Source organism: Ruegeria sp. F5, from assembly GCF_056533845.1.
In genome coordinates this window covers 76,988-103,734 of the sequence record NZ_JBQFOU010000002.1, presented here as the reverse complement: position 1 = coordinate 103,734, position 26,747 = coordinate 76,988, and the positions used below count along the sequence as shown (strand labels likewise).

Sequence of the window (26,747 nt, the reverse complement as noted above, 5' to 3'; positions counted from 1 at the left end):
GGCGGTAGGCCGCGCAAGCGGCACATCAGGATGAGGGCAGACGGTGGCAACCCGGGCACAGAGCGGGCCGATTCCAGCGATTAATCGGTGGCGGAAATCCCGAAAACTGCGCAATTTCGGCACTTTGGGGCTGGTTCTTCTAGGCCCTGCGCTGGCGTTGGCGACGTATTTGGTTATCGGTCCCTTCGACCTTGGGGCGACCGCGCCGACCCTGCGTCTGATTCTTCTCGCCGATCTGGTCTATGTGCTGGTGGTTGCGGCCCTTGTGCTGGGCCAACTCGGCTCTCTGATCGCGGCCCGCCGCGCCAAATCGGCCGGATCGCGGCTGCACCTGCGGCTGATCGGGGCGTTCACGCTGCTTGCGCTGGTCCCGACCGTCACGGTCGCGATTTTTGCCGGTCTGACGGTGAATATCGGCCTTGAGGGTTGGTTTTCTGATCGTGTGCGGCAGGTTGTGGGCTCGTCCCTGACCGCTGCGGAAGCCTATGAGACCGAGCATCGTCAGGGTCTGACACAGGATTCCGCCGTTCTGGCGCGGTTTCTGGACAATGCCCGCAATCTGGATTTCTACATCTCGGACGCCGAACTGCGAGAGGTTCTGGCCCAAGGCCAGTCCCAGATTCAGCGCGGGTTGCGTGAGGCTTACGTGATCGACGGCAGTGGCGAGATTCGGTCGCGTGGGGACCGGTCCTATCTGTTCAACTACGAGCCGCCCACGTCCGAGCAGATCGCCCAGTCCGAGGACGAGGGCCTGCTTATCATTGCCGACTGGGCAAACAACGAATTCCGCGCGTTGGTGCCGTTGCAGGCCTATCTGGATCGATACCTTTATGTCAGCCGCGAAGTGGATGGCCAGTTGCTGACGCTGCTGGATGACACCAAGGAAACGGCGCAATTCTATCAGCAGCTTGAAAGCGAACGGGGCAGGGTGCTGTTCGAATTCGGCCTTCTATACTTGGGCTTTGCGCTGATCCTGATCCTTGCTGCCATGTCCTTGGGTATGTGGTTCGCCGAACGGCTGTCGCGACCTGTGGGCCGTTTGACCACGGCGGCGCAGCGGGTCGGGGCGGGCGATCTAAGCGTGCAGGTGATTGAAGAGGCCAGCGACGACGAAATCGCCATGCTGGGCCGGTATTTCAACCAGATGACCCGGCAGTTGAAAGGTCAGCGCGACACGTTGCTGGAAAACACCCGCCAGATCGAGATTCGCCGCCGCCTGTTCGATTCGGTGCTCAGTTCGGTGACCTCGGGTGTGGTCGGCGTTGACCCGGATGGGGGCGTGACCTTCGTGAACCGCTCAGCCGAACGTCTGCTTGACTGGTCGCGGGGCGAGGAACAACTGGCTATCGGCATCGCGGTGCCCGAGTTCCTGCAACTGTTCGAAAGCCTCAAGGAAGGCGGGCAAGAGGCGGTTCAGGGCGAGATCAAGGTCGTGCGTAAGGGACGGCTGGAAAACCTGCTGGTCCGCATGGCTACCCGCCGGGGCGAGGATGGCGGTCTGGAAGGCTATGTGGTGGCCTTTGACGACGTGACCGATCTGGTCAGTGCCCAGCGTATGGCCGCCTGGGGCGACGTGGCCCGGCGCATCGCGCATGAGATCAAGAACCCTCTGACCCCGATCCAACTGAGCGCCGAGCGGATCAAGCGCAAATTCTCGCGCAAACTGGATGAGGAAGACTGCGATAGCCTGGAATCCATGACCGACGTAATTGTGCGGCAAACCAATGACTTGCGGCGCATTGTTGATGAGTTTTCGAAATTCGCACGCATGCCCGAACCTGACCGGCGGGAAGAGGATATTGTCGGCCTCGTGCGCGAGGCGGTTCTGTTGCAGCAGGCAGGCCAGCCGGATGTGCAGATCGACGCGGATCTGCCCGACCAGCCGATCTCGTTGGATATTGACGCGACGATGCTGAATCAGGCGCTGACAAACCTTATCAAGAACGCAGGCGAAGCCATTGAAACCTTGAAGCAAAAAGGCGCGCCTGAAAACCTGTCACCACAGATCAAGGTCGCGGTGTCCAGTGACGACGCGGGCACCGTGATTACCATTGCCGACAACGGCATCGGCCTTCCCGAAGACCGGGCGCGGCTGTTTGAGCCTTACGTAACCACCCGCGACGAAGGGACAGGTCTGGGCCTGCCCATCGTCAAGAAGATCATCGAAGAACATGGCGGTGCGCTGTCCTTGGAGGACGCGCCCGTATTCGACGGACAGGACCATTTCGGCGCGATGGCCGTGATCCGTTTGCCAGGGGCAGAATTTTCCCCATCCGTCGCGCCACAGAAGCAGACAATTAAAACCAACAAACTGAAAGCAGGCCAAAGATGAGCGACATTCTGATCGTAGATGACGAACGCGATATTCGCGAACTGGTGTCCGACATTCTGGAGGACGAAGGCTATTCAACCCGGCGGGCCGGAAACTCGGATGAGTGTATGGCCGCCATCAACTCTGAGCCACCGGGGCTGTTGATTCTGGATATCTGGCTGAAAGACAGCCGCATGGACGGCATCGACATCCTGAAGGCGGTGAAACGCGACAATCCGGATGTGCCGGTGGTGATCATTTCAGGTCACGGCAACATCGAAATCGCCGTGGCGGCGATCAAACAGGGGGCTTACGACTTTATCGAAAAGCCCTTTAACATCGACCAGTTGATGGTTGTGATCCGCCGCGCGATGGAAACCTCGCGCCTGCGGCGTGAAAATGCCTCGCTCAAGCGCAAAGAGGTCAGCAACTCAGATATGATCGGCAAGTCGGCCTCGTTCCGCGCGATGCAGGGTCAGTTGGACAAGGTGACCAAGTCGAACGGCCGTGTGATGCTGAGCGGCCCTGCAGGGTCGGGCAAGGAAATCGCCGCGCGTTACATTCACGCGCATTCCAACCGGGCAAACGCTCCCTTCGTGACGGTGAATTGCGCCGGGGTTGAGCCCGAGCGGATGGAAGAGGTTCTGTTCGGGCGGGAATCGGCAGAGCGTGGCGTTGAATCCGGCCTGCTGGAAGAAGCCCATGGCGGCGTGATCTATTTCGATGAGGTCGCGGATATGCCGCTGGGCACCCAGTCGAAAATCCTGCGGGTGTTGGTCGATCAGCAGTTCCAGCGGGTTGGCGGCACCGACAAGGTTCGCGTCGATCTGCGCGTGATTTCTTCGACCAACCGGGAGCTTGAGGCCGAAATCGCCGCCGACCGCTTCCGCGAGGAGCTTTACCACCGCCTGAATGTCGTTCCGATCGACGTGCCCTCGCTTGAGGACCGGCGCGAAGATATTCCGGTGCTGGCGCAGCATTTCATCGAGATGTGCAACGAATCCCAGGGCCTGCCGATCCGTGATCTGTCCGAAGAGGCCGTCGCCCTGCTGCAGACGATGACGTGGCCCGGGAACGTACGGCAGTTGAAGAATCTGATCGAACGGGTGCTGATCCTTGGCGACGGAAGCGGCCCTATCGAAGCCCGGGAATTGCCCAGTGAAGAGGATAAGTCCGTCGAATCCGGCCGTGTGGTTCTGTCGGGCGCGCTGGCGACCCTGCCGCTGCGCGAGGCGCGCGAGGCGTTCGAGCGGGAATACCTGCTGACCCAGATCAACCGCTTCGGCGGCAATATCAGCCGTACCGCCAGCTTTGTCGGGATGGAGCGCAGCGCGCTGCACCGCAAGCTGAAATCGCTGGGTGTTGTCACCTCGAACAAATCCGGCGCGCGGGTGGCGCAACTGGACGAACCGGAACCGGCAGAGTGATCTGCCGGGCAGCGTGATGGCGAATGCCAACCTGACTGCGGATCGCAGCTATCCGGCCTTTGGCAGGCGTCTCAGACGTCTGCGCCGGTCGGTTGGTCTGAAACAGTCGGCCCTGGCCGATCTGTTGGAGGTGGACCAGACCACGATCTCAAGATGGGAAAGCGGTCGCCAGACGCCGTCGCCCGACCAGCAACAGGCGGTCTTTTCCGTGCTCGGTCCGGCGCGGGCGGATGACAGCGCGTTGCGGCGGCTGGTCATGGGATCAACCGACTGCGTGCATCTGGTGGAAGAGGCCAGCCATAGATGTCTGGCGTATTCCCCCAGCCGGGCGCGGGACTGGAAGACCAGCCAGCGGGCGCTGCTGGGTGTGTCCCTGTGGCAGTTCGCGACCGATGAAATCCGGCAGGCGGAAGGCGAGTTGAAAGACGAAGGCTGGTGGGACCTGCACACACCCAGCCCCAAGGCGTTTCTGACGTCCGAGGCGGTGCATGACCGCATCCGGATCAGCGCCGGTGAGATTATCTGGGAACGGCTCTATCTGGCGGACGGAACGCCGGTGCGGCTGGTCAGCGGATCGCGCGCATAATTTATGCGTTCCTGAACTGCGGCAGCCCCGATAGAACCATGGCATGATTAGCTTTTTGAAGGTCATCCTGCTTTGGTTCGCGGGTCTTGGCGCGGCCACTCAGTTCGCCAAAATCGCGGTTCCGTTTCCCGAGGTCGCCTTGCTGTATCCCGCACAGGCAGAATCGATTGGCTGGCTATTGTCGATCATCAGCCTGATCGGCGCCGTTCTGGGTGCGATGTCCGGTGCCATTGCGGGCCGGGTTGGGCCGTCCCGATTGCTGATCTCAGGGCTTGTTCTGGGCGGCGGCCTTTCGCTGTTTCAGGCCAGCGTGCCGGGTTTTGCCCTGATGCTGACCAGCCGCGTTATCGAGGGGCTGTCGCATTTGGCCATCGTCGTGGCGGCACCGACCCTGATCGCGCAGATCACTGAAGGTCGGGCAAGAAACGCCGCCATGGTGCTGTGGAGCAGCTTTTTCGGCGTCGCCTTTGCCCTGAATGCGTGGATCGGATTGCCGCTGGTCGCCAAGTTCGGCTTGCCTGTCTTCTTTGTGGTGCATGGTATTCTGATGCTGCTGATTGCCGGTTTGATTGCGGCCAGCCGCATTCACGTCGATCTGAGCCATCCGGACGGCCTCGATTGGGGACTGGCGGCGTTCATCTCGGCCCATGTGCAGACCTATCGCTCGGCCTTCATTTCCGCCCCCGCGATTGGCTGGTTCTTTTACACGCTGACCTTCGTGTCGCTGCTGGCCATACTTCCCGGTCGCCTGCCTGATGGGGTCAGCGGTCCGGTCGCCGGGCTGATGCCTTTGGCGGGCATCGTTGTGTCATGGCTGGCTGTGCCTTTGCTTTCGACCTTCATGTCCTGCGTCGCGGTCACAGTTCTGGGCTTCGGTTTGAGCATCGGGGCGATCATCGGCGTATTTCTCGGCCTGCCGCTGCCGATTGTCTGCATCGCCCTGTTTGCGGTTCTGGGCCTCGTGCAGGGTGGCAGTTTTGCCGCCGTGCCGGAACTGAATTCAACCGCGCAGGCGCAGGCCCTCAGCTACGGGGCCATGGCGCAGATGGGGAATGCGGGGAACCTGCTGGGCACGCCGGTTCTGCTGGCCATCCTTTGGCGGGGCGGCGAGGGTGGGATGCTTGGGGCCGTTATCACATTCTACGTTGCCGCGATCATTGCCCATCTATGGTTGGCGCAGCGGCGCCTGATCCAGCAAGCTGACCACCCGAAACACCGGGCGAGATGATCTGAAACGACCCGTCCTCGAACTTGACGAAACAGGATTGCGAGCCAAGCGGCGGCAGCGTGGTCGTCGGGCGCGGGGGCACCTGGGATTTTACCCGGCTTTTGCAGGGCGGCAGACTGACCGGGCGATAGCCTTTTTGGGCCATGCATTGCGCCTCGACCGTGTTGCGCAGACCCTGGTTCACATCGACTGTGTAGATCTGGCCGGGCTGCCACCAGCCGCCGGTGCGGTGGCACCTGCCGCGGCTGTCGCAATAGGTCCGGCCGGGCCAATAGGTGGGCGGGCCTTGCCGCACCTGATTGGCGACAGGGGCGTCCTTTAAAGCCTCAACCTGACATTTCGTGGTCTCGGCCTGCATCCGCGAAACGCTTTCGCCTTCGCGGTAATACAGCGACAGCGGCCCGCACGAGGACAGGATCATCACAGGAACAAGCAGACGAAGCAGTGTTTTCATGTGCTTATCTTGCCTCAGCCAAACGGGCATGACAAATCAATTGACCGTCTTGGGGGCATCTGTCATTCAAACATTTCAGGCAGAAGGGCCAGGGATATGAAGGTCATTATTTGCGGCGCGGGCCAGGTTGGCTGGCAGATCGCCCGGCATCTTTCAGGCGAGCTGAACGATGTGACCGTCGTGGACAACAACCCCGATCTGGTGCGCCGCGCGACCGAAACGCTGGATGTGCAAGGGATCGCGGGCTTTGCCAGCTATCCTGATGTGCTGGAACGGGCCGGTGCCCGTGACGCCGACATGATCATCGCCGCGACCCATTCGGACGAGGTGAACATGGTCACGTGCCAGATGGCGCATTCGGTGTTCTCGATCCAGCGCAAGATCGCGCGCCTGCGCTCGAAATCTTATCTTGAGGCGATCCATTCCGACCTCTACCGCCGCGATCACCTGCCCATCGACGTTGTGATCAGCCCCGAGCGCGAGGTCGCCGCCGCCGCGATGCAACGCCTGTCGGCCCCCTCTGCCTTTGACACCGAGGTTTTCATGGAGGGCAAGGCGCAACTGCTGGGGATCCGGGTCGAAGAAGACTGCCCGATTGTGAACACGCCCCTGCGGCAGTTGACCGATCTGTTCTCGACCCTCAGTTCCATCGTGGTGGGCGTGCGGCGTGAAGGGACCTTGTTTGCGCCGGAATCCGAGGACCAGCTGTTCGTCGGCGATGAATGCTACGTTTTTACCAACGTCAAAGACGTGGACCGCACGATCGAGGTGTTTGGCAAAACCCAAAAACGGCAGGACCGGGTGGTGATTGTCGGTGGCGGCAATGTCGGGCTGGAAGTCGCGCGCACGCTGGAAGAGCGTGAAAGCCGGGTGCGCGCCAAGATTGTCGAGCGCGACCGCCACTGCGCCGAACTGGCCGCCGAGGCTTTGGAGCGCACGATTGTCCTGAACGGCGACGGGCTGGACGCGGGGCTGCTGAGCGAGGCCGGGATCGACCGCGCCGATGCGATGCTGGCCGTAACCGACGATGACCGAACCAACATGCTGGCCGCCGTGCGCGCCAAGGCCGAAGGCTGCGCGCTGGCGATTGCCCTGATCAACGATCCCAGCATGGTAGCGTTGATGGGCCCGCTGGGCATCGACGCCTATATCAACCCGCGCGCGACGACCGTCAGCTCGATCCTGCGCCACATCCGCCATGGCCGCGTGCGTCAGGTCTATTCCATCGGCGATGCCGAGGCCGAAGTGATCGAGGCCGAGGTTCTGTCGACCTCACCCATGGCCGGGCAGAAACTGCGCGACATCGACTTCCCCGAGGGGGTGCTGGTCGGTGCCGTGCGCAAGGGCGACGATGTTTTGCGCCCCACCGGCAGTCTGCGCATCGATGAGAAAGACGTGGTTGCGATCTTCGCCATGGCCAAGGACGTGCCCGAGGTCGAGCGCCTGATGCAGGTCTCGATCGATTTCTTCTGATGGCCTATGCGAAGCCACAGCAGGTCGGTCTATTGCGGCGATTGCCGCTGTTTCTGCTGATCTGGGGGATCGTCTCGATCTCTATGTGGATACCGGCGGTCTATGCGCTGGCGCTGGATGATCACGATACGTCGCGGTCCTTCTTCTATTCGGGCCTGCTGGGCGTGTTTCTGGTTTCGATCATCGCGCTTGCGGCGTCCAACCGGGTGCCCCGGCGCGGGACATTGGGGCAGTTGGCGGTTCTGCTGGGCTGCTTCACCGTTCTGCCGATCTTTCTGGCGATCCCGTTTCATGATGCGCTTGGCACCACGACCTTTCTAAACGCCTATTTCGATATGGTCAGCGCGTTGACAACCACGGGCGCCGACCTGTTTCCCGACCCTGACCGCCTGAGCGCGCCGCTTCATTTCTGGCGGGCTCTGGTCGGCTGGATGGGCGGTCTGCTGATGTGGATTTCAGCCGCCGCGATTCTGGCCCCCTTGTCGCTCGGCGGGTTCGAAGTCACCGCCCGTGGCCAGCCCGGCCGCCCAGTGTCGGGCGTGGCCCAAAGCGAGCGGGTCGATCCGCGGGGCCGGTTGTTGCGCGTGACGCGTACGCTAGCACCAGTCTATACAGGCCTGACAGGCGTGGTCTGCATTCTGCTGATGATCGCCGGAGAGCAAGGGTTGACCGCAGTGTGCCATGCGATGTCCGTCATGGCGACCTCGGGCATTTCGCCGGTTGGCGGGCTGGAGGGCGCACAGTCCGGGATCACGGGTGAGGCAATCCTGTTCCTGTTCCTGTTCTTCGCGCTGTCGCGCCTGACCTTCTCGGCGGATACGGCCACAACCGGCTATGCCCGTCTGGACAAAGACCCCGAGTTTCGCATTGGCCTGATGATCGTTCTGGGCGTTGCGCTGCTGCTGTTTTTCCGGGTCCTGGCTGGTGTGGCCGAGATCGGAGGGCAGGTGCAGCCGTTACAGGCCTTGCAGGTGATCTGGGGGATGCTGTTCACGGTTCTGGCCTTTCTGACCACCGCCGGGTTCGAAAGCGCGAACTGGAACGATGCGCAGCAATTGTCGGGGCTGGGAACGCCGGGGTTGGTTCTGATGGGGCTGGCGCTGATCGGCGGCGGTGTCGCCACCACGGCCGGGGGGGTCAAGCTGTTGCGGGTCTTCGCGCTCTACCTGAACGGCGCGCGCGAGATTGACCGGTTGATCTATCCGTCTTCCGTCAGCGGTGTGGGCGGCGGCAACCGGCGCATCCAAAGCGACGGCGCATTCATCGCCTGGATCTTCCTGATGATGTTCGCGCTGACTTTGGCCCTGTTCAACCTGCTACTGGCGATGATGGGCGCGGGGTTCGAGCAGGCGATGGTGCTGAGCGTGGCCGCGCTTAGCACAACAGGGCCGCTGATCGAACTGGCAACGGACACGCCGATCCGTCTGATCGACCTGTCCGGCGGGGCCAAGCTGACCATGTGCGCGGCGATGGTGATCGGGCGGCTGGAAACGCTGGCGATCATTGCCCTGATCACGCCAAACCTCTGGCGGGCTTAGATTAAGGTGTTAATACCTGATTTTTCATCTGGAATATCTCTGCGCGGCACTCCATACTCACCCGGAGGGAGCGCGTTGGTCCGCAGCGCGTAGCAAGAACAACGGCGAGACTATAAAAATATGGCTTCGGACAGACAGAATCTTCAGGACGCCTTCCTGAACAATGTACGAAAAGCAAAGGTCCCGGTCACAATTTTCCTGATCAATGGCGTTAAATTGCAGGGTGTGATCACTTGGTTCGACAATTTTTGCGTTTTGTTGCGTCGCGACGGACAGTCGCAACTGGTCTACAAACATGCGATTTCAACCATCATGCCATCGCAGCCGATCAGCTTGTATGAGGGCGAAGACGCCTCTTGATGGAACATGACAGGACGCGCACCCGGGCCTGGGTGCTGCATCCGGAAATCAAGTCAGATGAACAGCGCCGTGTCCCCGAACCGGCGCTGGCCGAGGCGGTTGCACTTGCGGCCGCCTTGCCCGATCTGGATGTGATCGGGTCCGAAATCGTGCGCCTGCAACGCGCCCAGCCGGGGCTGCTGTTCGGCAGTGGCAAGATTGACGAGTTGGGGGAACGGCTGCATGACCACGAGATTGAACTGGTTCTGATCGACGGACCGGTAACGCCCGTCCAGCAGCGCAATCTTGAAAAAGCGTGGAAGGTCAAAATCCTCGACCGGACCGGGCTGATTTTGGAAATATTCAGCGACCGCGCCCGCACCCGTGAAGGTGTGCTGCAGGTCGAGATGGCGGCGCTCAGCTATCAGCGAACGCGGCTGGTCCGGGCATGGACGCACCTTGAACGGCAGCGGGGCGGATTGGGGTTTGTCGGCGGTCCCGGTGAAACCCAGATCGAGGCTGACCGCCGGGCGATTGACGAGCAACTCGTGCGGTTGCGGCGTCAGTTGCAGAAGGTGGTCAAGACCCGCACCCTGCACCGTGCGGCTCGGGCCAAGGTGCCTTATCCGATTGTCGCGCTTGTGGGCTATACCAACGCGGGCAAGTCCACGCTGTTCAACCGCCTGACCGGGGCCGAGGTGATGGCCAAGGACATGCTGTTCGCCACGCTCGACCCGACCATGCGGCGGGTGGAACTGCCCAACGGCCCCGAGGTGATCCTGTCGGACACGGTGGGCTTCATCTCGAACCTGCCGACCGAACTGGTCGCAGCCTTCCGCGCCACGCTGGAAGAGGTATTGGGCGCTGACCTGATCGTGCATGTCCGCGACATCAGCCACGAAGAGACCGAGGCGCAGGCCGAGGATGTGCACGCCATCCTGACCTCGCTTGGTGTGGACGATGAACGCCCCGGGCTGGAGGTCTGGAACAAGATCGATCTGCTGAGCGCAGAGGACCGCGACGCCACATTGGCGCGGGCGGAACGCGACCCGGAAATCTATGCCGTCTCCGCCGTGACGGGCGAAGGGCTTGATCCGTTGCTGGCCGAAATCGCAACAAAACTGCAGGGCGTCCGGCACGAGGCCACGCTGAACCTGAGCTTTGCCGAAGGCGACAAACGGGCTTGGCTGTTCCGTCAGGACGTCGTGCGGTCCGAGAACCAGACCGAGGACGGGTTTGAGATCACCGTGCTGTGGACGGATAAACAAGCGGCGCAGTTTGCCGGTTTGTAATCTACTTTCCGTCAATCTGACGCTGGTAGTCGTCAGCATCGAACCAGCCCAGCGAGGATTGGACCTTGTTGTCTGGCGTCAGTTCCCATTCCTCCCAGCCGCGTGCGACGACAAGGTTGCCGGTCTCGGAATGGTGCCCCTCTAACGTCCAGACGAAGATAGCGTGAGGCCCGGCCCAACGCATCATGTCACAACGGACCTCCAGATCGGGGAAGTCGGCATAAAACCCGCGCGCCATTTCAGCAACTGCCGCACGCCCCTGAATGGGTTCGCCTCGATTAATTGTAATCTGCCCGTCGGGCGCATAGAAACTGGCAACCGCGTCCGGATCGCCGGAACTCCATGCGATAGCATAATCCCGCGCGAGATTGTTTAAAGTATCCCGAATACTGGCCATTTCCGCCCCCTTGGTCCCACATAATCGGCCTGCCAATGGTAGGCGAAAACTGGCCCGCACGTCCACGACGCGCCGCTGGGCAGGGCGGGGAGTCGCCGAGTGGGCGGATTATTGCGGGGTCAGGTGTGTGACGCCAACGGCCGCCGCGCGGGCCAGATCGATGTCCAGCGACATCGGAATGTACTCCCCCCGCCGCCAAAGCTGGGCCTGATCGTCATAATAGCGCGACAGGAAGTGGCCGGACTGGCCGGTGGCCGTGATGAACACCGAACTGTCGGGATCGGCAAAATCATACACTCCACGATAGCCCGCGCCATGCACGTTCTGGAACGGATCGGGGCCTTCGCCCGAGGTGCGCCCGCGCAGCAGCGTATTGTCACCGCCGCTGGTGGACTGGCGAATGTTCACAAAGAACCGCAGCACCGGGACATTGCCCAGAACCGGATGGTCATGGGTTGCCTGATGCGCATCGCCCCAGCGCAGGGATTCCAGCGCGGTGCCGTATTGCTCGCCGATCCAGATCAGCGCGTCGTCCAGCGCCAGTTTTGCCATGTCGGTGCAGGTCTCGACCGGTGCGCTTTGGCGTACATCGCACCAGACCGAGGCTCCGTCGATGTCGCGGTAAACACGCTCGATGAATAGGGGCTGAACATGTTTGTATTCGCTGGCCAAAGGGCCCAGCTCGTCAGAGATCAGACGGATCTGCAGCGCGCGCAGCCATGCGGCGTAGATCAGCGGTTCCGGCAAGTGCTCATTCATCTCGCCGTTCCATTCGGCCAGAAGCGACAGAGCGATCTGGCGCTGGCTATCAAGCGTGCCTTCGGGGGCCGAGGCCCCGGTAAACCACAGGTCGGCCCCGATCAGCGGCAGCAAGGATCGGGCGGTGAAGCTGACCGTGTCCAGCTGCGCTTCGATAAAGCTGTCGCGTGTATGCACCTCTCGCGATTGCATCAGGCGTTCCCACCGATGGACGCGCTGGGTGTCGCCCCATTCATAGGACACATGTTCAGGGAACGGGCGGTCGATGATCTTGTTGTTGGTGTTGCCGAGGACACCGCCGACAGGGGCCACGAATTCCGGGTTGTCGGCATAGGGCAGGCGGCCGCTCCAGCGGTTTTCGGTCAGCCAACCGGGCGTCGGGATGCGCCCCCGGCTTTGGTTCTGCAGATCCCGCCGGGGCATCGCGCCGATCAGCTTCATCCCGATGGTGGTCTTGTCGACCAGCGACAGGTTTTGCGAGGGCGCAATGAACTTCTCGCCAACCTCAATCGCCTCTTGCACCGTGTCGGCGTTCATCAGCGCCATCGACGCGGTCATCGACGTGTCCTGAGCGCTGAGCGCCGTCCACGACAGCGAGGCGACATGACCCGGCGGCGTAATCGTCTCCAGATCGTAATGGGTGCCGGGCAGGACAGGGCCGTTTTCCGTCCACCGCAGGGTCAGGGTGATCGGGGCCTCATCCTTGATTTCGATGATCGAGGGCTTGGTCTGGAACTCCTTGTATCCATCCGGGGTCAGGTATTCCTCGGGGTTGTCGGGGTTCAGCTGTTCGATATGCACGTCCTGATCGTCCAAATAGGACGAGGTCAGCCCCCATCCCAACCTGTCGCTACGCCCGGACATCACAGCCGGGATGCCCGGAATTGTCGCGCCGATCACGCCGCCTTTGGCCAGCCCCAGATGGGCCAGATACCACACACCCGGCGCGGTGAAGCCCAGATGCGGGTCATTGGCCAAAAGCGTTCCGCCACTGGCCGAGCGCGAGGGCGCGGCGGTCCAGGCATTCGATGCGCCAGCCAGTCCGCGTTTGGGAAAGGGCGACAGGGGCGTGTCTGGCATATCCGTTCCGGCGGCATAGCGGGGCAGGTTGGGAAACAGCGCAGCATATTCCGGCAGGGCGGCGATGCCGGGTCCGGGGACATCGGGCAGGATATCCGCCAGCCGCGCCGGATCGTTCAGCATCAGCGAGGTGCGGGCGCGCAGAACCTCATCCTGCAGATGGCCGGACAGTTGCAGCCCCATCAGCTTGATCACGGCGATGCTGTCGCCGGGCTGCCAGGGAGATACGGGCGCATTGAACAGGAACATCTCGGGCGCGCCGCGGCCCAGAGCCTCTTCGTTGATCTCGGTCAGGCGGGCGTTCACCCCTGCGGCGTACGCGTCCAACGCGGCCTTGGTGTAATCGTCCTGCACCTCGACCGAGCGGTGGGCCAGCCCGTACAGATCGAACCGGCGCAGCAGTTTGTCGATATGCACGGTGCGCGGGCCGAACACCTCGGACAGGCGGCCCTGCGCGGTGCGGCGCAGAACCGTCATCTGCCACAGGCGGTCCTGCGCGTGGGCATAGCCGAGGCCAAAGAACACGTCCGGGTCGTTTTCGGCCAGAATATGCGGCACGTTGGCGGTATCCCGGATGATCTCGACCGGGGCGGTTAACCCTTTGACGTCAAGGGTTTGATCGTAGTCGGGCAGGGATTGGTTGGCCAGAAAATACACAAGGCCAACCGCCGCCAGAACCAGCAGGATCAACCCCGATGCAATCCGCACCAGCCAGCGAAACACAAGACCCATCGACGCCCCACATTCTTGGTCATTTATCGTTTGCGCCGAGAGTAAAGGATGCAACCGCAGACCGAAAGAGGAACGCCGCAGGAACCTTTGCCGTGAGGTTCAAAGAACAACCCCGCCGCACTTGGTTCAACTGCGACGGGGTCGGTTGGGGGGTGGTATTTTGGTGCTACGGAATAATGCGGGTGTATTTGGTGCCATCGACGGTTGCGCCGATCTGCAGACCGGCCTGCCCGAACACGGCAGCCAGAACCGGAGTGCGCAGCGTCGTGGTGTCGGTCGACAGCTGGTCGCCCTGATCGCTGACCACGTAGCCGATATCGGCCCCGGCGGTCCAACCGCTGGAGCGGCGGAAATCGTTCAGCGCGTCCTCGGTCATGAAGAACAGAACGTGGGCATATTGCTGCGCCCCGATCTGCAAACCTGCGGTGCCTTTCACGGCCGAGTAATAGTCGACCGTCGCCCCGTTGATGCGCAGGGCGCCGCGACCATAGCCGCCACCGAACACGAATCCGGCCTCGGTGATCAGGGGCATGACCAGCATGCCATTGGCCTTGTTGGCGATTTCAACGGTGTTTGGATAGCGCGAATACATCTCGCTCAGCGTCGCATCGACACGGGCGTCGATGGTCGCCGCGTTCGAGTTGCCGACGCCGTTGCCGCACGCAGCGGTCAGGGTCAGCCCGGCCATGCCAAAGGCAAAGCCGCGACGGCTCAGTCGGGGGGATTGGGAACTGCTCATGTTTCCTGTCTCTTGATATATATGCCTGATTAGCCGGGTGATCCCGATCTTATGTGCAAGAATACGCCGATTGCCGCGTCGTGTCACGGGAAAGCTGCGGGGGCAGGCTGTTCAATCGGCGATAAATCGCGACAATCTGGGGTTTTAGCCCTGCAACGCGCGCGCAACCCGAGGCGCGAAATAGGTCAGGATGCCGTCGCAGCCAGCGCGTTTGAAAGCCAGCAGGCTTTCCATCATAACCTTGTCGCCATCGATCCAGCCATTCTGGGCCGCCGCCTGTATCATCGCGTATTCGCCGGAGACCTGATAGGCATAGGTCGGCGCGCCGAACGTGTCCTTCACGCGGCGGCAGATATCCAGATAAGGCATGCCCGGCTTGATCATCACCATATCCGCGCCCTCGGTCAGGTCGCGTTCAATCAGGCGCAGCGCCTCGTCCGAGTTCGCCGGGTCCATCTGATAGGTCTTCTTGTCCCCGGTCAGCGCGCCCGAGGCCCCCACCGCATCGCGGAACGGGCCGTAAAACGCGCTGGCGTATTTTGCGGCATAGCTGAGGATCATCACGTTGTGATGGCCCGCGCTCTCCAGCGCGCGGCGCATTTCGCCGATGCGGCCGTCCATCATGTCCGAGGGTCCGATGATATCGGCCCCGGCCTCGGCCTGCGCGAGGGTCATTTTGACCAGCGCCTCAACCGTCCGGTCGTTCACGATCTCACCATCCACGACATAGCCGTCATGGCCGTTGATGTTGTAGGGGTCCAGCGCCACGTCGGTCATCACGGCGATATCGGGCGCTGCCGTCTTGATTGCCCGGATCGCCCGGTTGGACAGGTTGTCGGGATTCCAGGCCTCGGCACAGTCTTCCGTCTTCAGGCTGGAATCGGTGTAGGGAAAGATGCAAATCGCGGGAATTCCAAGCGCTTGCGCCTCGACCGCTGCTTTGGCGATCAGATCAACCGAGCGGCGCACAACGCCGGGCATCGAGGGGACGGGCTCTTCAACCCCTTCGCCGTCGCGCACAAAGACCGGCCAGATCAGATCATCGGTGGTCAGCGTGTTTTGCCGGACCAGCCCCCGAATAGCCTCGGACTGACGGGCGCGGCGAAAGCGGGTCAGGGGATAGGGGGCGATGGTCGGCTTCATGGCGCGTTCTCCTTGAACATTGCCGCATTGGGTGGCATGAATTTGCCGAGGGCTCAAGGGTACCAATGGCCGCGCCGGCGCAACAGAACCCAGTGAGAATTTGATAAAGGACTGGGTTTGGACTGGTACACTTCGATCTTCGAACTCATTGATATGCGCAGCTTTTCGAATCTGTGGTTCTGGATCGTTCTGGCGGTGATGTGGTCCTCGGCCAGCCACTGGTCGATGGGTGTTCCCTACGATCTGGTGATCCGCGCGCGCCGGATCCGGGGGCAGAGTGAAAGGGATTTGCTGGATCTGGTGCGGATCAATACCAATCGGATTCTATATATTGTTCAGATGTCGGGAACGATCCTGCTGGCCCTGCTGTGTTTTTCTTTTACAGGCCTTGCGATGCTGGGTTTTTATTACGGGATGGAGTTCGCGCAGGCCGTGTTTCTGCTGCTGTTTCCGATGGTGATCGTGACGCTGGTCAATGTCTTTCACGCCCGGCGATTGCGGCAGCATGAACTGACGCTGGAACGCGTGGCCAAGACGCTTTTACGCTGCCGGCTTTATACCCAGATCATCGGCATGATCTCGGTACTGGTCACTGCGCTGTGGGGCATGTATCAGAACATTTCGATCGGCGTTCTGGGATAGCGAAATCTGAAAGGCAAGGCGATGAAGGCTCCGAACCACGTGACAGTCGGCGGCGCCCCCGAAGGGTTTGATGCGCAGCTTGTCCTGAACGAGATTTCGCGTTCCGGCGGGCCGGTTTGCCACGTGGCCCGCGACGACAAGCGGATGGAGGCGATGCGCGCGGCGCTGGCCTTTTTTGCGCCCGATATGCCGGTCTTTGTGTTTCCGGGCTGGGATTGCCTGCCGTACGACCGGGTGTCGCCCAACGCGGATATCGCAGCGGCGCGGGTGGCGACGCTGGCTGCACTGGTGCATCAGATGCCGGAGCGGTTTGTGCTGCTGACAACGCTCAACGCGGCGACCCAGCGCGTTCCTGCGCGCGAGGTACTGCGCGAGGCGGCGTTCACCGCGCGCGTTGATCATCGGATTGACGAAGATGCGCTGCGGAATTTCCTTGTGCGCATGGGCTTTACCCAAAGCCCGACGGTGATGGAACCCGGCGATTACGCCGTTCGCGGCGGGATCATCGACATCTTCCCACCGGGTGATTCCGGCCCCGTCCGGCTGGACCTGTTCGGCGACGTTCTGGACGGCGCGCGCCGCTTTGATCCGGTCTCGCAGCGCACCACCGAAAAGCTGCAGGTGGTAGAGCTTGCGCCGGTGTCCGAGGTTATTCTGGACGACGCGGCGATCACACGGTTCCGGCAGAACTACCGCATCGAGTTTGGCGCGGCGGGCACCGATGATCCTTTGTATGAGGCCGTCAGCGCGGGACGCAAGCATCAGGGTATCGAACACTGGCTGCCGTTTTTTCACGAAAAGTTGGAAACGCTATTTGACTATCTGCCGGATGCAACGATCTCGGTCGATGATCAGGTCACGCCCGCCCGGCTGGCGCGGTGGGATACGATTGCCGATCAGTACGAAACCCGGCGTCTGGCGCTGGAAAACCGCTCGCGCATGGATACGGTCTATAAGCCGACGCCGCCGGGATTGCTGTATCTGGACGATGCGGCGTGGGAACAGGCCGTAGGCGACCGTCGGGTGCTGCAATTCAGCCCTCTGCCACAGGCCAGCGGCCCGGGCGTGATCGACGCGGGCGGTCGGATCGGACGTAACTTTGCCCCTGAACGCCAGCAGGAGAGCATCAGCCTGTTCGGCGCGCTGGCTGCGCATATCACCGACAAGATGGCGAAAGGCCCGGTGCTGATCGCGTCTTATTCTGAAGGCGCGCGCGAACGCCTTACCGGGCTGATCGAAGACGAAGGGCTGGCCGAGGCGATCCCCGTCGCCAACGGCACCCGCGTCGGCAAACGTGGGCTGCATCTGGCCGTCTGGGCGCTGGAGCACGGGTTCGAAACCCCCGACCTGACAGTGATCGCCGAGCAGGACGTGCTGGGCGACCGCCTGATCCGCCAGCCCAAGAAACGCCGCAAGGCCGAGAACTTCCTGACCGAGACTCAATCGCTGTCCCCCGGTGATCTGGTGGTGCATGTGGATCACGGGATCGGCCGCTATCAGGGGATGGAGGTCGTCAACGCCGCCGGGGCCGCCCATGAATGCCTGCTGCTGGAATATGCCGAGCAATCCAAGCTGTACCTGCCGGTCGAAAACATCGAACTGCTGTCGAAATACGGCCATGACGAAGGGCTGCTGGACCGGCTGGGCGGCGGCGCATGGCAGGCCAAGAAGGCCAAGCTGAAAGAGCGCATCCGCGAGATGGCGGACAAACTGATCCGCATTGCAGCCGAGCGTGCCTTGCGCAAGGCGCCGGTCATGGACCCACCGCCGCATGCGTGGGAGGAGTTCAGCGCCCGCTTCCCCTATCAGGAAACCGACGACCAGCTGCGCGCGATTACCGAGGTGATGGAGGACATGCACTCCGGCGCACCGATGGATCGTCTGATCTGCGGCGACGTGGGTTTTGGCAAGACCGAGGTCGCCATGCGCGCGGCCTTTGTGGCGGCCATGTCGGGCGTGCAGGTCGCAGTGATCGCGCCAACGACGCTATTGGCGCGCCAGCACGCGGCCTCGTTCAAGGACCGGTTCCGGGGCTTCCCGCTGGAGGTTCGGCAATTGTCGCGCTTCGTGTCTGCGAAAGAGGCGCAGCAGACGCGGGACGGCTTGGCGCGCGGCACGGTGGATATCGTGATCGGCACACATGCGCTGCTGACCAAGGGGATACGGTTCCAGAAACTGGGCCTGCTGATCATCGACGAGGAACAGCATTTCGGCGTTTCGCACAAGGAACGTCTGAAACAGTTGCGCAGTGACGTGCATGTTCTGACCCTGACTGCGACACCCATTCCGCGCACGCTGCAACTGTCCCTGACCGGTGTGCGCGACCTGTCGATCATCGGTACGCCGCCCATCGACCGTCTGGCGATCCGCACTTATGTCAGCGAGTTCGATGCCGTGACGATCCGCGAGGCGTTGCTGCGCGAACATTATCGCGGCGGGCAGAGTTTCTACGTGGTCCCGCGCATCTCGGACCTGCCGGACATCGAACAGTTCCTGAAGGATCAACTGCCGGAACTGACCTACGTGGTGGCCCACGGGCAGATGGCAGCGGGGGAACTCGATGACCGGATGAATGCGTTTTATGACGGCAAGTATGATGTGCTGCTGGCGACCACGATTGTCGAAAGCGGGCTGGATATTCCGACGGCGAATACAATGGTCGTGCACCGGGCCGACATGTTCGGTCTGGCGCAGCTGTATCAAATTCGCGGCCGGGTGGGGCGGTCAAAGACGCGCGCCTATGCCTATCTGACCACGAAACCGCGCCAGAAACTGACCGCCACGGCCGAAAAACGCCTGCGGGTTCTGGGTTCGCTGGACACGCTGGGGGCGGGTTTCACACTGGCTAGCCAAGACCTCGACATTCGCGGTGCGGGCAACCTGCTGGGCGAGGAACAGTCGGGCCAGATGCGCGACGTGGGCTATGAGCTCTATCAGTCGATGCTGGAAGAGGCGATTGCCAAGATCAAAGCCGGTGAGATGGAGGGGCTCAGCGATGCCGACGACCAATGGGCGCCGCAGATCAATCTGGGCGTGCCGGTCCTGATCCCCGAGGAGTATGTGCCCGATCTGGATGTGCGTCTGGGTCTCTATCGCCGCCTGTCATCGCTGTCGACCAAGGTGGAACTGGAAGGGTTCGCAGCCGAACTGATCGACCGGTTCGGCAGCCTGCCGAAAGAGGTCAACACCCTGATGCTGGTCGTGCGCATCAAGGCAATGTGCAAACGCGCGGGCATTGCCAAGCTGGATGGTGGACCGAAGGGCGCGACGATTCAGTTTCACAACGACAAGTTCGCGTCACCTCAGGGGCTGGTCGAGTTCATTCAGAACCAGCGCGGGCTGGCCAAGGTCAAGGACAACAAGATCGTCGTGCGCCGCGACTGGAAGAAGGACAGCGACAAGATCAAGGGGGCCTTTGCCATCGCCCGCGATCTGGCTGAAAAGGTTGTTGCGGTGAAGAAGAAGGCCAAAGCCTAGTCACCGCTGACAAACGTACAAAGTTGCCATATGCCCGCATCTGATTTCACCAGCGCCGCGCGGTATCCGGTCATGGACCACAGAAAGTCTCTGTGAATGTACCCCGACCCGCCATCGGTCAGGCGTACCTGTTGGTAGTCCGACGCATCCTGATAGTCGGGGATCAGAACAACCTCGTGGCTGATTGCGCCCAGCCGCACCCCGTCGCGCGACGGGGTCTGCCGGAGTGAGACATTCTCGCCGGTCACGAAATAGGCAATCCCCGGATCCAGCGATGCGGGCAGGGTGATCTGCCATTGGTGTGGCATCCAGAATTCGCCCTGATCGTCGAAATAGCCGGGCTGTGACAGCGTGTTTTCCAGCGCCGCCCAACGGGCGTCGCGGATGGCGTCCGCTTGGTCGCGCTCATCCTCGGGCAGGGTTTCGGGCGGGACGGTCAGGTTGGTACGGAATGCGTCGGGGCCGCTTTCGGCAACATGGCTGAAATAGATATCCGGGCAGGCCATCGCGACGACGGCCTCAAGATCCCGCGCTGCGACTTTGGCCCGCAGGTCATCGCGAAATTCAACCAGGGTGGGATCGCGGCTGGCCTGATCCTCGGGCGGGAAAGACTGCCGATCCGCCCAGACCGGCCCGCAGAGGATGACGGCCAGCAGTGCAGCCGCTCTCATTCCGCCGCCTTCATCGCCGCATGAGCGCAGAAGCACGATGCGCCAACGGCCCGGTCCGCGCGGGCCAGCGCCAGATCGAGCCTTTGTTTGATCAGCTTGATTTCCACGCTATCACCGCGCGCTTTCAGGCAATCGTGCAGTCCTTTAAGGCTCCAGACATTGTCGGGATGGATCGAGGCGCGGCTGAGGGTGCCGCCCATGCCAAGGTCTTCGCGATAGACAGCCTCGGCCTCGGTTACATGCCCTTGCTCAAACAGCAGCGCACCAAGCGCGTGACGGGTGGGCTGCATCCAGCCCCATGGCTCATCATAGGGCAGCGTGTCGTCCAGCTCGACCGAGCGGCGCAGGTGGGCAAAGGCGACCTCGTAGTTTTCTTTGCGATACTCGATCTCACCGCGCAGCATCTCCGCTGCGATGTCCAGCAGATCGATGACCCGGTTGTTGTGCAACAGCCGGGTTTCCGGCACGCAGGTTTTTGCGGCGAGGAACAGTTGCTCTTCGGCTTCCGCCTCGGCGACCTGTCCGGTCGCCGCATGGGCAACTGCGCGGGCGTAATGGGTCGTCGCGGTCAGAGTGCGGTACAGATCGGGGTCCGAGGGCAACTCCAGCGCCTTGGCATCTTCCCAGCGGCCAAAACGGATCAGGATATGCGGACCCATCGACATGTAGCTTTCGAAATAATCCGCCATGGGCGGGCTTTCAATGCGCAGCATGTCCTCGGGCGTGGTGTCCCAGATGCCCTGATTGGCCCGCAGCGCCGGTTCCATCTGGCCTAGGAACAGAGCGCCGTAGATGGCGAAATGATAATTGTGCTGGCGATAGCCGGTGTAGATGTTGAACGCGCCCTCGCGTTCGTAATATTTCAGATCGGCTTCAGATGCCTTTTCGTTCCAGTGAACGACATTCTGATAATGGCCGCACTGAACGTCGATATGGGTCGGCATATGCACCAGATGCCCGGCATCGGGTACCAGAGTCCGCAGGATATCCCCGGCCTTCAGCGCCTTTTCCGGCGTCGGCGACATTTCCATCAGGTGGACATAGAGATGCAACAGGCCGGGATGAGACATGGCTGCCGGATCATGCTCCATCGCCCATTCCAGTGCCTCTTGCGCTTCGAGAGTCGCGGCACCTTCGGCTGGTTGGCCGGTTTGCAGATCCCACATCTGCCAGGGCGTGAGGTTCATCAGCGCCTCGACATAGATCGTGCGCAGGTCCAGTTGATCGGGCTGCTCGGCAAAGGCAGCGCGCATTGCGTCGGCGAAGTCATAGTCCCACCGGTGCATATCCTCGGTCGGGTCGCGTTGTGGGTAACGCGCGGGCAGGGCGCGGATCAGCGCTTGTTCGACCGGGGTGCAGGTATCAAGCAAGGCCAGCGCCTTTTGGGTCGCGTCATAGGCAGTGGCCAGCGATTTCTGCTGCCCGTTTTCGTCGCGCAACTCCCATGGCAGGTTGTAGTTCGGACCTGCGGCATAGGCGACGCCCCAATGCGCCATGGCGCAGTTCGGGTCGAACTCGGCGGCGCGCTGGAAACAGACCACAGCCTCGTCATGGTTATAGCCGTAGGTCCAGATCAGCCCGCGGTCGAACCAAAGCTGCGCCTCGGGCGACGCGGTGGTGACAGCACAGGAATAGGTGCCCAGATCATAATAATCGCTCATCAAAGCCTCTCCCCAGAAAATGGGGACAGGCTAGCGCGATTCAGGCAGGTTGCACAGGCTCAAACCAGCAGCCGGTTCTCAATCCGCCCCATATGCAGCATCAGGCCGAAGCCCACTACGCACATGGTCAGCACGCCGGTTGTCAGCGGTGTGATCGAGCCATCGAACAGCAGCCCGACCGGGGCCGCAATTGCCGCCGCCAGCACGGTGGCGATTGAGCCGATGACCGAGGCCGCCATGCCCGCGATATGGCCCATCGGCTCCATCGCGATGGCGTTCAGGTTGCCCATGGTGACACCTGCCATGAAGAAGATCGTGGTCTGCCAGACGACGAACAGGGCAAACGAGGCGTCGGGCGACAGCGGAGCCATGTTCAGGATGATGACGCCGCTTGTGATCACGATCTGCGCGCCAAGGGCCCAGGTCACGATCCGCCGCATGCCAAGACGCACGACCAGCGCGGCGTTCAGCAGACTGGCCGAGCCGGAAATCAGCGCCACGAAAGCAAACCAGAAGGGAAAGCTTTCGGCCCGATCATGCACGACGTCAAAGACCGGCTGCACCATGGTCAGCATGGTGAACAGCAGCCCCATGCACAGCGTTTGTACGAAGATCGAGAGGCGCACGGTGGGATGGGCAAACATCTCTTGCACCGCTGCGATCATCAGCGGCAGGCGGAAGGGGCGGCGGTTTTCGACGGCAAGGGATTCGGGCAGGCGCATGGCCATCCAGATGACAATGACCGATGCGAACAGGATGAAGGACACGAAGATACCGCGCCAGCCGACCAGCGCGATGACGCCCGCGCCCATCAGCGGTGCAATTGCCGGAACCAGCGTGAAGATCATCATCGCGATTGAGATGATGCGCGCCATTTCGCGGCCCGAGAACAGGTCTCGGATAATCGCCATGGCAACGACACGCGGCCCCGCAGCGCCCAGCCCCTGAACGACACGCGCGGCCAGAACCAGTTCCAGAGAGGTGCTGGCCCACGCAACGGCGCAGGCGATAATGTACAGGGCGACGCCGCCGTAAATCACGGGTTTGCGCCCGACCGCGTCCGAGATCGGCCCGGTGAAAAACGTGCCGATCCCCATGCCCAGCACAAAGGACGTCAGGATCAGCTGCGCCTTGTTGAGATCGGTCGGGCTGAGCTCGGTGCCGATCTCGGGCAGGGCGGGCAGCATGGAATCGATCGAAAAGGCAATGGTAGCGAACATCATCGCGACCAGCGCGATGAACTCCGCCCGGGACATGCGGTTAGCCATAAAGGTCTCCTTACCCGTTCGCGCTATCATGGCGGATCGGGTTGCGCCAGACCTGAATTTTGCACAGGCCTATGTGCTATTCTGCAGGGGAAGCCTCAAGTTGAGACATGATTTCAGCAATCACTTTTTCCCACATTTCAGGGGGTTGTGCGCCCGGAACGGCGTGCTGATTGGCAACGATGAAAGTCGGGACCGAGCTCACGCCCATCTCGCGGGAATGGGTGTCGCGCTGGCGGATATCCTCGCGATCGGCGTCGGATTTGAGTAGTTTCAGCACCACAGCGGCGTCCATCCCTACGCTGTCGGCGATGTCGGCCAGAACCTCGGGGTCGCCGATATCGCGGGCCTGAACGAAATAGGCATCGAACAGCGCATCGACAACGGTACCCTGTTTGCCCTCAATCCCCGCCCAGTGGATCAGGCGGTGGGCGTCCAGAGTGTTTGGGGTGCGCTTCATCCCTTCGAAATCGATCTTGAGGCCCGCAGTCTCGGCATGTTCAACAACCGGCGCATAGGCGCGGATTGCTCCGTCTTTGCCCCCGAACTTGCGTTCCAGATATTCCCGCCGGTCCATGCCTTCATCGGGCATGTCTGGGTTTAGCTGGAACGGGTGCCATTCGATGACGAACGGATGATCAGGTATGGCCGCCAGCGCCTTGTCCAGATGTGTCTTGCCGATATAGCACCACGGGCAGATCGGATCGGACAGGATATCGAGCTTTACGGTCTGGGTCATTCGGTTGACGCCTTGAAATAGGCCGGCAGGGCGCGGCGCTGGAGTTTGCCGTTGCCGCCGGTCGGCAGGGCAGGAAGATGGACGAAGGCGCGCGGTTGTTTGTAGCGGGCCAGATTAGCCTCGACATAGGCGCGCAAAGCCGTTTCGTCCAGTTTTTCCGGGCCGGTGTAGAAGGCGGCGATGACAAAGGTATCCTCTTTGACCTCGACCGCCGCCGCGCCGACCTGCGTGATGCCGGGATAGCGGGACAGGGCGGATTCGACCTCGACCGGGGAAACGCGGTAGCCGCCCGCGTTCATCATGTCGTCGTCGCGGCCCAGATAGGTGATCTGCCCGTCAATGGCCATCGCGCCCTGATCCCCGGTCAGGAACCAGTCGCCCTGCATGCGCGATAGGGCCTCGTCCGGGGCGTTCAGATAAGTCAGCATCAGCCCGGGGTCGGACCGATGGATGGCAATCGTACCCTCTTGCCCTTGCGGTACCGGGCCATCGGGTCCGACGATCGCCACGCTGCGGCCCGGCTGCGGTTGCCCCAGCGCATCGCCGCGCGCCGGATGATCCGGGCTGGAGGAGATGAAGGTCGAGCATTCGGACATCCCATAGGCCTCATACAGTTCGGTTCCGGTGGCCTGGTGCCAATGCTCGTGCAGGTGGCGCGACAGCTTCTCGCCGGCACACAGGCCGTGGCGCAGATCGGGCAGGTCGATCCGGTCCGGGCCCTGCAGCATCTTGCGAAAGACACCGGGGGCGGCGGCAAAGATGGTCGCACGGTGCTGGCGCAGCAGGTCGGGCAGGGCCGAGATATCGGTGCCGGGTTCCGGGATCAGCGCCGTTGCGCCAATGGTCCAGGGGTCCATCAGGCCGGTGCCCAGAGTGTAGGTCCAGTTGAACGCGCCCGCATGGCACAGGCGGTCGCTGTGGCGCAGGCTGTACCAGCCATCGACCATCATCTGCCGCGCCCAGATCGCCCTGTGGGCATGGGCAACCGCGCGCGGCTTGCCGGATGTGCCCGAGGTGTAGACGACATAGGCCAGCCGCTCGGGGTCGCCCATCCGGAAACTGGCAGGCGGCAGGTCTCGCATGGCGGTCAGCTCGGGCAACGTGATCTGACGCGAATGCGGTGCGCAGGCGACCGCAGGGTCCCGCAAGATGGCGGCAGGCGACAGATCCCCGATCATCCGGGCTGTTTCCGGCTCGGTCAGTTGTGATGAGGTTGGGACCGGCACAATGCCCACCGCAATCGCGCCCAGATAGGCGATGGGAAAATCCACCGTGTTCCCTAGCCGCATCAAGGCGATATCGCCGGGTTTCAGCCCTGCCTGCAACAGCCCGGCCCCCGTGCCCAGAATGGCCGCCTGCAACGCGCCATACGTCCAGTCATCGGCCCCATCCGCGCGCAGAACCGACAGCGCGGTTTTGTCCCGGCAGTGCTCGGCTTGACGCAACACATGGGCGGCCAGATTGAACGGTGCGGGGCAGGGTGGCGGTGGCCCCTGATCGAAGATCGAAAGCATGGTGTCTGGCTATCTTGGCGCATGGCGCGTTGCAAGCGGGACGGGCTGGCCCTATAGACAGGATCATGAGCACGCAGGACCCGAAATCCCTTATCCGCATCGCCCGAGACTCGGGCGGCCACACAGAGCTTGAGCCGCTGGACCTTGGCGCGCGGGTGCGGGAATTGCGCAAGGCGCGCAACTGGACGCTGGAACAGGCCGCCACGCAGGCCGGATTGGCGCGATCAACGCTCAGCAAGATCGAGAACGGGCAGATGTCGCCCACCTACGACGCCCTGAAAAAGCTGGCGACCGGGTTGGAGATTTCGGTGCCCCAGCTTTTCACACCGCCGCAGCGGGATCAGGTAATAGGTCGCATGGCCGTGACGCGCACCGGCGAAGGGACGGCTCATGCAACGACGACTTATGAGCATGAACTGCTGGCGGAAACGCTGACGAAAAAGCAGATGCTGCCCTATCGCGCCCGCGTTCGCGCCCGGTCCATGGACGAGTTTCAGGGATGGGTGCGCCACGACGGGGAAGAGTTTCTGTATGTCCTGACGGGCGTTGTGAAGCTTTATACCGAGTTTTACGAGCCTGTCGAAATGCGCCGGGGCGACAGTGCCTATTACGATGGCAGCATGGGGCACAACGTCATCTCGGTCAGTCCCGAAGACGCGACAATCCTGTGGGTGACTTCACTCGCCTAACGCCGGTTGGTGCAATTCCCGGTTCAGGCCTTCCGTGAACAGAAAATCCTCAACCTCTTCACGGGCCTCGTTGACGGTCAGGTGATGGCGCTCGGCCAGATAGGCCTCAAAGCGTTTTCGGTCGCTCCGAACCCGCGCCATATCCTTGTCACGCAAGTTCGGAAAGCGGCGCTTGGCGCGTGCGTAAGACGCATCCCAGTCTTGCGTCAGATCGGTCCATTTCAACATGTGCGAGCTTTCCAGTTATTGTTTTCAGGTCTGCTCTCCCCACAACAGGGTACGTATAGGTTGACGCGGAGGAAGGTATGACAAAATGTCGCATCACCGGGAGCGTCCCGAAACGGCGTGAAATCACGGAATTGGGCAGGAAGGGACAGCCTTGAGCAACCACAGGATAATTCCCGGCGGCGTATAGCTCGACCGGGCAACGGATGAAGCCAAAGGGCGGGCTCAGGGTATTGAGCAAAAAGAAGATTTCCAACTGTATGTTTAGCGCCAATTGCACATGGCCGCATTGAACGGCGTAGGTTCGCGGACAGGTTGTGCAATCTTTGCCGGGGATGCCCAAACATCTACAAGCACCCCAAAAAT

Annotated in this window: 22 protein-coding genes; 11 read left to right on the top strand and 11 right to left on the bottom strand. The window is 61.9% G+C overall.

Going from position 1 to position 26,747, the window contains the following annotated elements; genetic code table 11:
- Nucleotides 1-43 precede the first annotated feature (43 nt).
- The 4 genes from ACR0K1_RS02830 to ACR0K1_RS02815 are packed head-to-tail and all read left to right on the top strand — an operon-like array spanning nt 44 to nt 5,552.
- On the top strand, nt 44-2,332 hold the full coding sequence (locus ACR0K1_RS02830) for a sensor histidine kinase NtrY-like (RefSeq protein WP_480614711.1): 2,289 nt from the start codon (nt 44-46) through the stop codon (nt 2,330-2,332).
- Nucleotides 2,329-3,738: a nitrogen assimilation response regulator NtrX gene (ntrX, locus tag ACR0K1_RS02825; protein ID WP_480614714.1), complete on the top strand. Its 1,410-nt coding sequence runs from the start codon at nt 2,329-2,331 to the stop codon at nt 3,736-3,738. The genes ACR0K1_RS02830 and ntrX overlap by 4 nt, the downstream gene beginning before the upstream one ends.
- A gap of 16 nt (nt 3,739-3,754) precedes the next feature.
- A complete protein-coding gene (locus tag ACR0K1_RS02820; protein WP_480614717.1) occupies nt 3,755-4,324 on the top strand; it encodes a helix-turn-helix transcriptional regulator in 570 nt (189 codons plus the stop codon).
- Between the two features lie 43 nt (nt 4,325-4,367).
- Nucleotides 4,368-5,552 carry an MFS transporter gene (locus tag ACR0K1_RS02815; RefSeq protein WP_480614720.1) on the top strand — a complete coding sequence of 395 codons (1,185 nt, stop codon included), beginning with the start codon at nt 4,368-4,370 and terminating at the stop codon, nt 5,550-5,552.
- Here the strand turns inward: ACR0K1_RS02815 and ACR0K1_RS02810 are convergent.
- Nucleotides 5,479-6,006, bottom strand: a complete 528-nt coding sequence (locus ACR0K1_RS02810) for a hypothetical protein (protein ID WP_480848670.1) — start codon at nt 6,004-6,006, stop codon at nt 5,479-5,481. The genes ACR0K1_RS02815 and ACR0K1_RS02810 overlap by 74 nt on opposite strands.
- Before the next feature lie 96 nt (nt 6,007-6,102).
- On the opposite strand from ACR0K1_RS02810, the gene trkA reads away from it, so the two are divergent.
- The 4 genes from trkA to hflX all read left to right on the top strand — a co-directional run bounded on the left by trkA (nt 6,103) and on the right by hflX (nt 10,648).
- Entirely contained in the window at nt 6,103-7,479 is a 1,377-nt protein-coding gene (gene trkA, locus ACR0K1_RS02805; protein WP_480614726.1) for a Trk system potassium transporter TrkA, read from the top strand.
- Nucleotides 7,479-9,017: a TrkH family potassium uptake protein gene (locus ACR0K1_RS02800; protein WP_480614729.1), complete on the top strand. Its 1,539-nt coding sequence runs from the start codon at nt 7,479-7,481 to the stop codon at nt 9,015-9,017. The genes trkA and ACR0K1_RS02800 overlap by 1 nt, the downstream gene beginning before the upstream one ends.
- Before the next feature lie 120 nt (nt 9,018-9,137).
- Entirely contained in the window at nt 9,138-9,377 is a 240-nt protein-coding gene (gene hfq / locus ACR0K1_RS02795; protein WP_010440340.1) for an RNA chaperone Hfq, read from the top strand.
- Entirely contained in the window at nt 9,377-10,648 is a 1,272-nt protein-coding gene (gene hflX, locus ACR0K1_RS02790; protein ID WP_480848668.1) for a GTPase HflX, read from the top strand. Before hfq ends, hflX begins: the two co-directional genes overlap by 1 nt.
- A 1-nt stretch (nt 10,649) precedes the next feature.
- On the opposite strand, the gene ACR0K1_RS02785 is transcribed toward hflX, so the two are convergent.
- From ACR0K1_RS02785 to hemB, 4 genes are all read right to left on the bottom strand, one after another.
- Nucleotides 10,650-11,045, bottom strand: a complete 396-nt coding sequence (locus tag ACR0K1_RS02785) for an SgcJ/EcaC family oxidoreductase (RefSeq protein ID WP_480848665.1) — start codon at nt 11,043-11,045, stop codon at nt 10,650-10,652.
- Between the two features lie 108 nt (nt 11,046-11,153).
- Nucleotides 11,154-13,616, bottom strand: coding sequence for a penicillin acylase family protein (locus ACR0K1_RS02780; protein ID WP_480848663.1), 2,463 nt, complete (start codon nt 13,614-13,616; stop codon nt 11,154-11,156).
- Between the two features lie 166 nt (nt 13,617-13,782).
- A complete protein-coding gene (locus tag ACR0K1_RS02775) occupies nt 13,783-14,355 on the bottom strand; it encodes a lipid-binding SYLF domain-containing protein (RefSeq protein ID WP_480614742.1) in 573 nt (190 codons plus the stop codon).
- A 144-nt stretch (nt 14,356-14,499) separates the two neighbouring features.
- Nucleotides 14,500-15,498: a porphobilinogen synthase gene (gene hemB, locus ACR0K1_RS02770; RefSeq protein WP_480614745.1), complete on the bottom strand. Its 999-nt coding sequence runs from the start codon at nt 15,496-15,498 to the stop codon at nt 14,500-14,502.
- Between the two features lie 117 nt (nt 15,499-15,615).
- Between hemB and ACR0K1_RS02765 the strand changes: the two genes are divergently transcribed.
- Together ACR0K1_RS02765 and mfd are read left to right on the top strand one after the other, a co-directional pair.
- Nucleotides 15,616-16,140: a component of SufBCD complex gene (locus tag ACR0K1_RS02765; RefSeq protein WP_480614748.1), complete on the top strand. Its 525-nt coding sequence runs from the start codon at nt 15,616-15,618 to the stop codon at nt 16,138-16,140.
- Between the two features lie 21 nt (nt 16,141-16,161).
- On the top strand, nt 16,162-19,617 hold the full coding sequence (gene mfd, locus ACR0K1_RS02760; protein ID WP_480848660.1) for a transcription-repair coupling factor: 3,456 nt from the start codon (nt 16,162-16,164) through the stop codon (nt 19,615-19,617).
- Here mfd and ACR0K1_RS02755 read toward each other — a convergent pair.
- The 5 genes from ACR0K1_RS02755 to ACR0K1_RS02735 form a co-directional block, all read right to left on the bottom strand.
- Entirely contained in the window at nt 19,614-20,288 is a 675-nt protein-coding gene (locus tag ACR0K1_RS02755; RefSeq protein ID WP_480614754.1) for an SH3 domain-containing protein, read from the bottom strand. The two genes, mfd and ACR0K1_RS02755, sit on opposite strands and share 4 nt — an antisense overlap.
- Complete coding sequence (locus ACR0K1_RS02750) at nt 20,285-21,949, bottom strand: tetratricopeptide repeat protein (protein ID WP_480848658.1); 1,665 nt, start codon at nt 21,947-21,949, stop codon at nt 20,285-20,287. Before ACR0K1_RS02750 ends, ACR0K1_RS02755 begins: the two co-directional genes overlap by 4 nt.
- 59 nt (nt 21,950-22,008) lie before the next feature.
- Nucleotides 22,009-23,217, bottom strand: a complete 1,209-nt coding sequence (locus ACR0K1_RS02745) for a multidrug effflux MFS transporter (RefSeq protein WP_480614759.1) — start codon at nt 23,215-23,217, stop codon at nt 22,009-22,011.
- A gap of 76 nt (nt 23,218-23,293) precedes the next feature.
- On the bottom strand, nt 23,294-23,953 hold the full coding sequence (locus ACR0K1_RS02740; RefSeq protein WP_480614762.1) for a DsbA family oxidoreductase: 660 nt from the start codon (nt 23,951-23,953) through the stop codon (nt 23,294-23,296).
- Nucleotides 23,950-25,467: a class I adenylate-forming enzyme family protein gene (locus ACR0K1_RS02735; RefSeq protein WP_480614765.1), complete on the bottom strand. Its 1,518-nt coding sequence runs from the start codon at nt 25,465-25,467 to the stop codon at nt 23,950-23,952. Before ACR0K1_RS02735 ends, ACR0K1_RS02740 begins: the two co-directional genes overlap by 4 nt.
- Before the next feature lie 65 nt (nt 25,468-25,532).
- Here ACR0K1_RS02735 and ACR0K1_RS02730 point away from each other — a divergent pair, with 65 nt between their 5' ends.
- Complete coding sequence (locus ACR0K1_RS02730) at nt 25,533-26,156, top strand: helix-turn-helix domain-containing protein (protein WP_480614768.1); 624 nt, start codon at nt 25,533-25,535, stop codon at nt 26,154-26,156.
- Here ACR0K1_RS02730 and ACR0K1_RS02725 read toward each other — a convergent pair.
- Nucleotides 26,145-26,384 (bottom strand): hypothetical protein, encoded by a 240-nt coding sequence (locus ACR0K1_RS02725; protein ID WP_480614770.1) that lies wholly within the window; start codon nt 26,382-26,384, stop codon nt 26,145-26,147. The two genes, ACR0K1_RS02730 and ACR0K1_RS02725, sit on opposite strands and share 12 nt — an antisense overlap.
- Nucleotides 26,385-26,747: the final 363 nt, after the last annotated feature.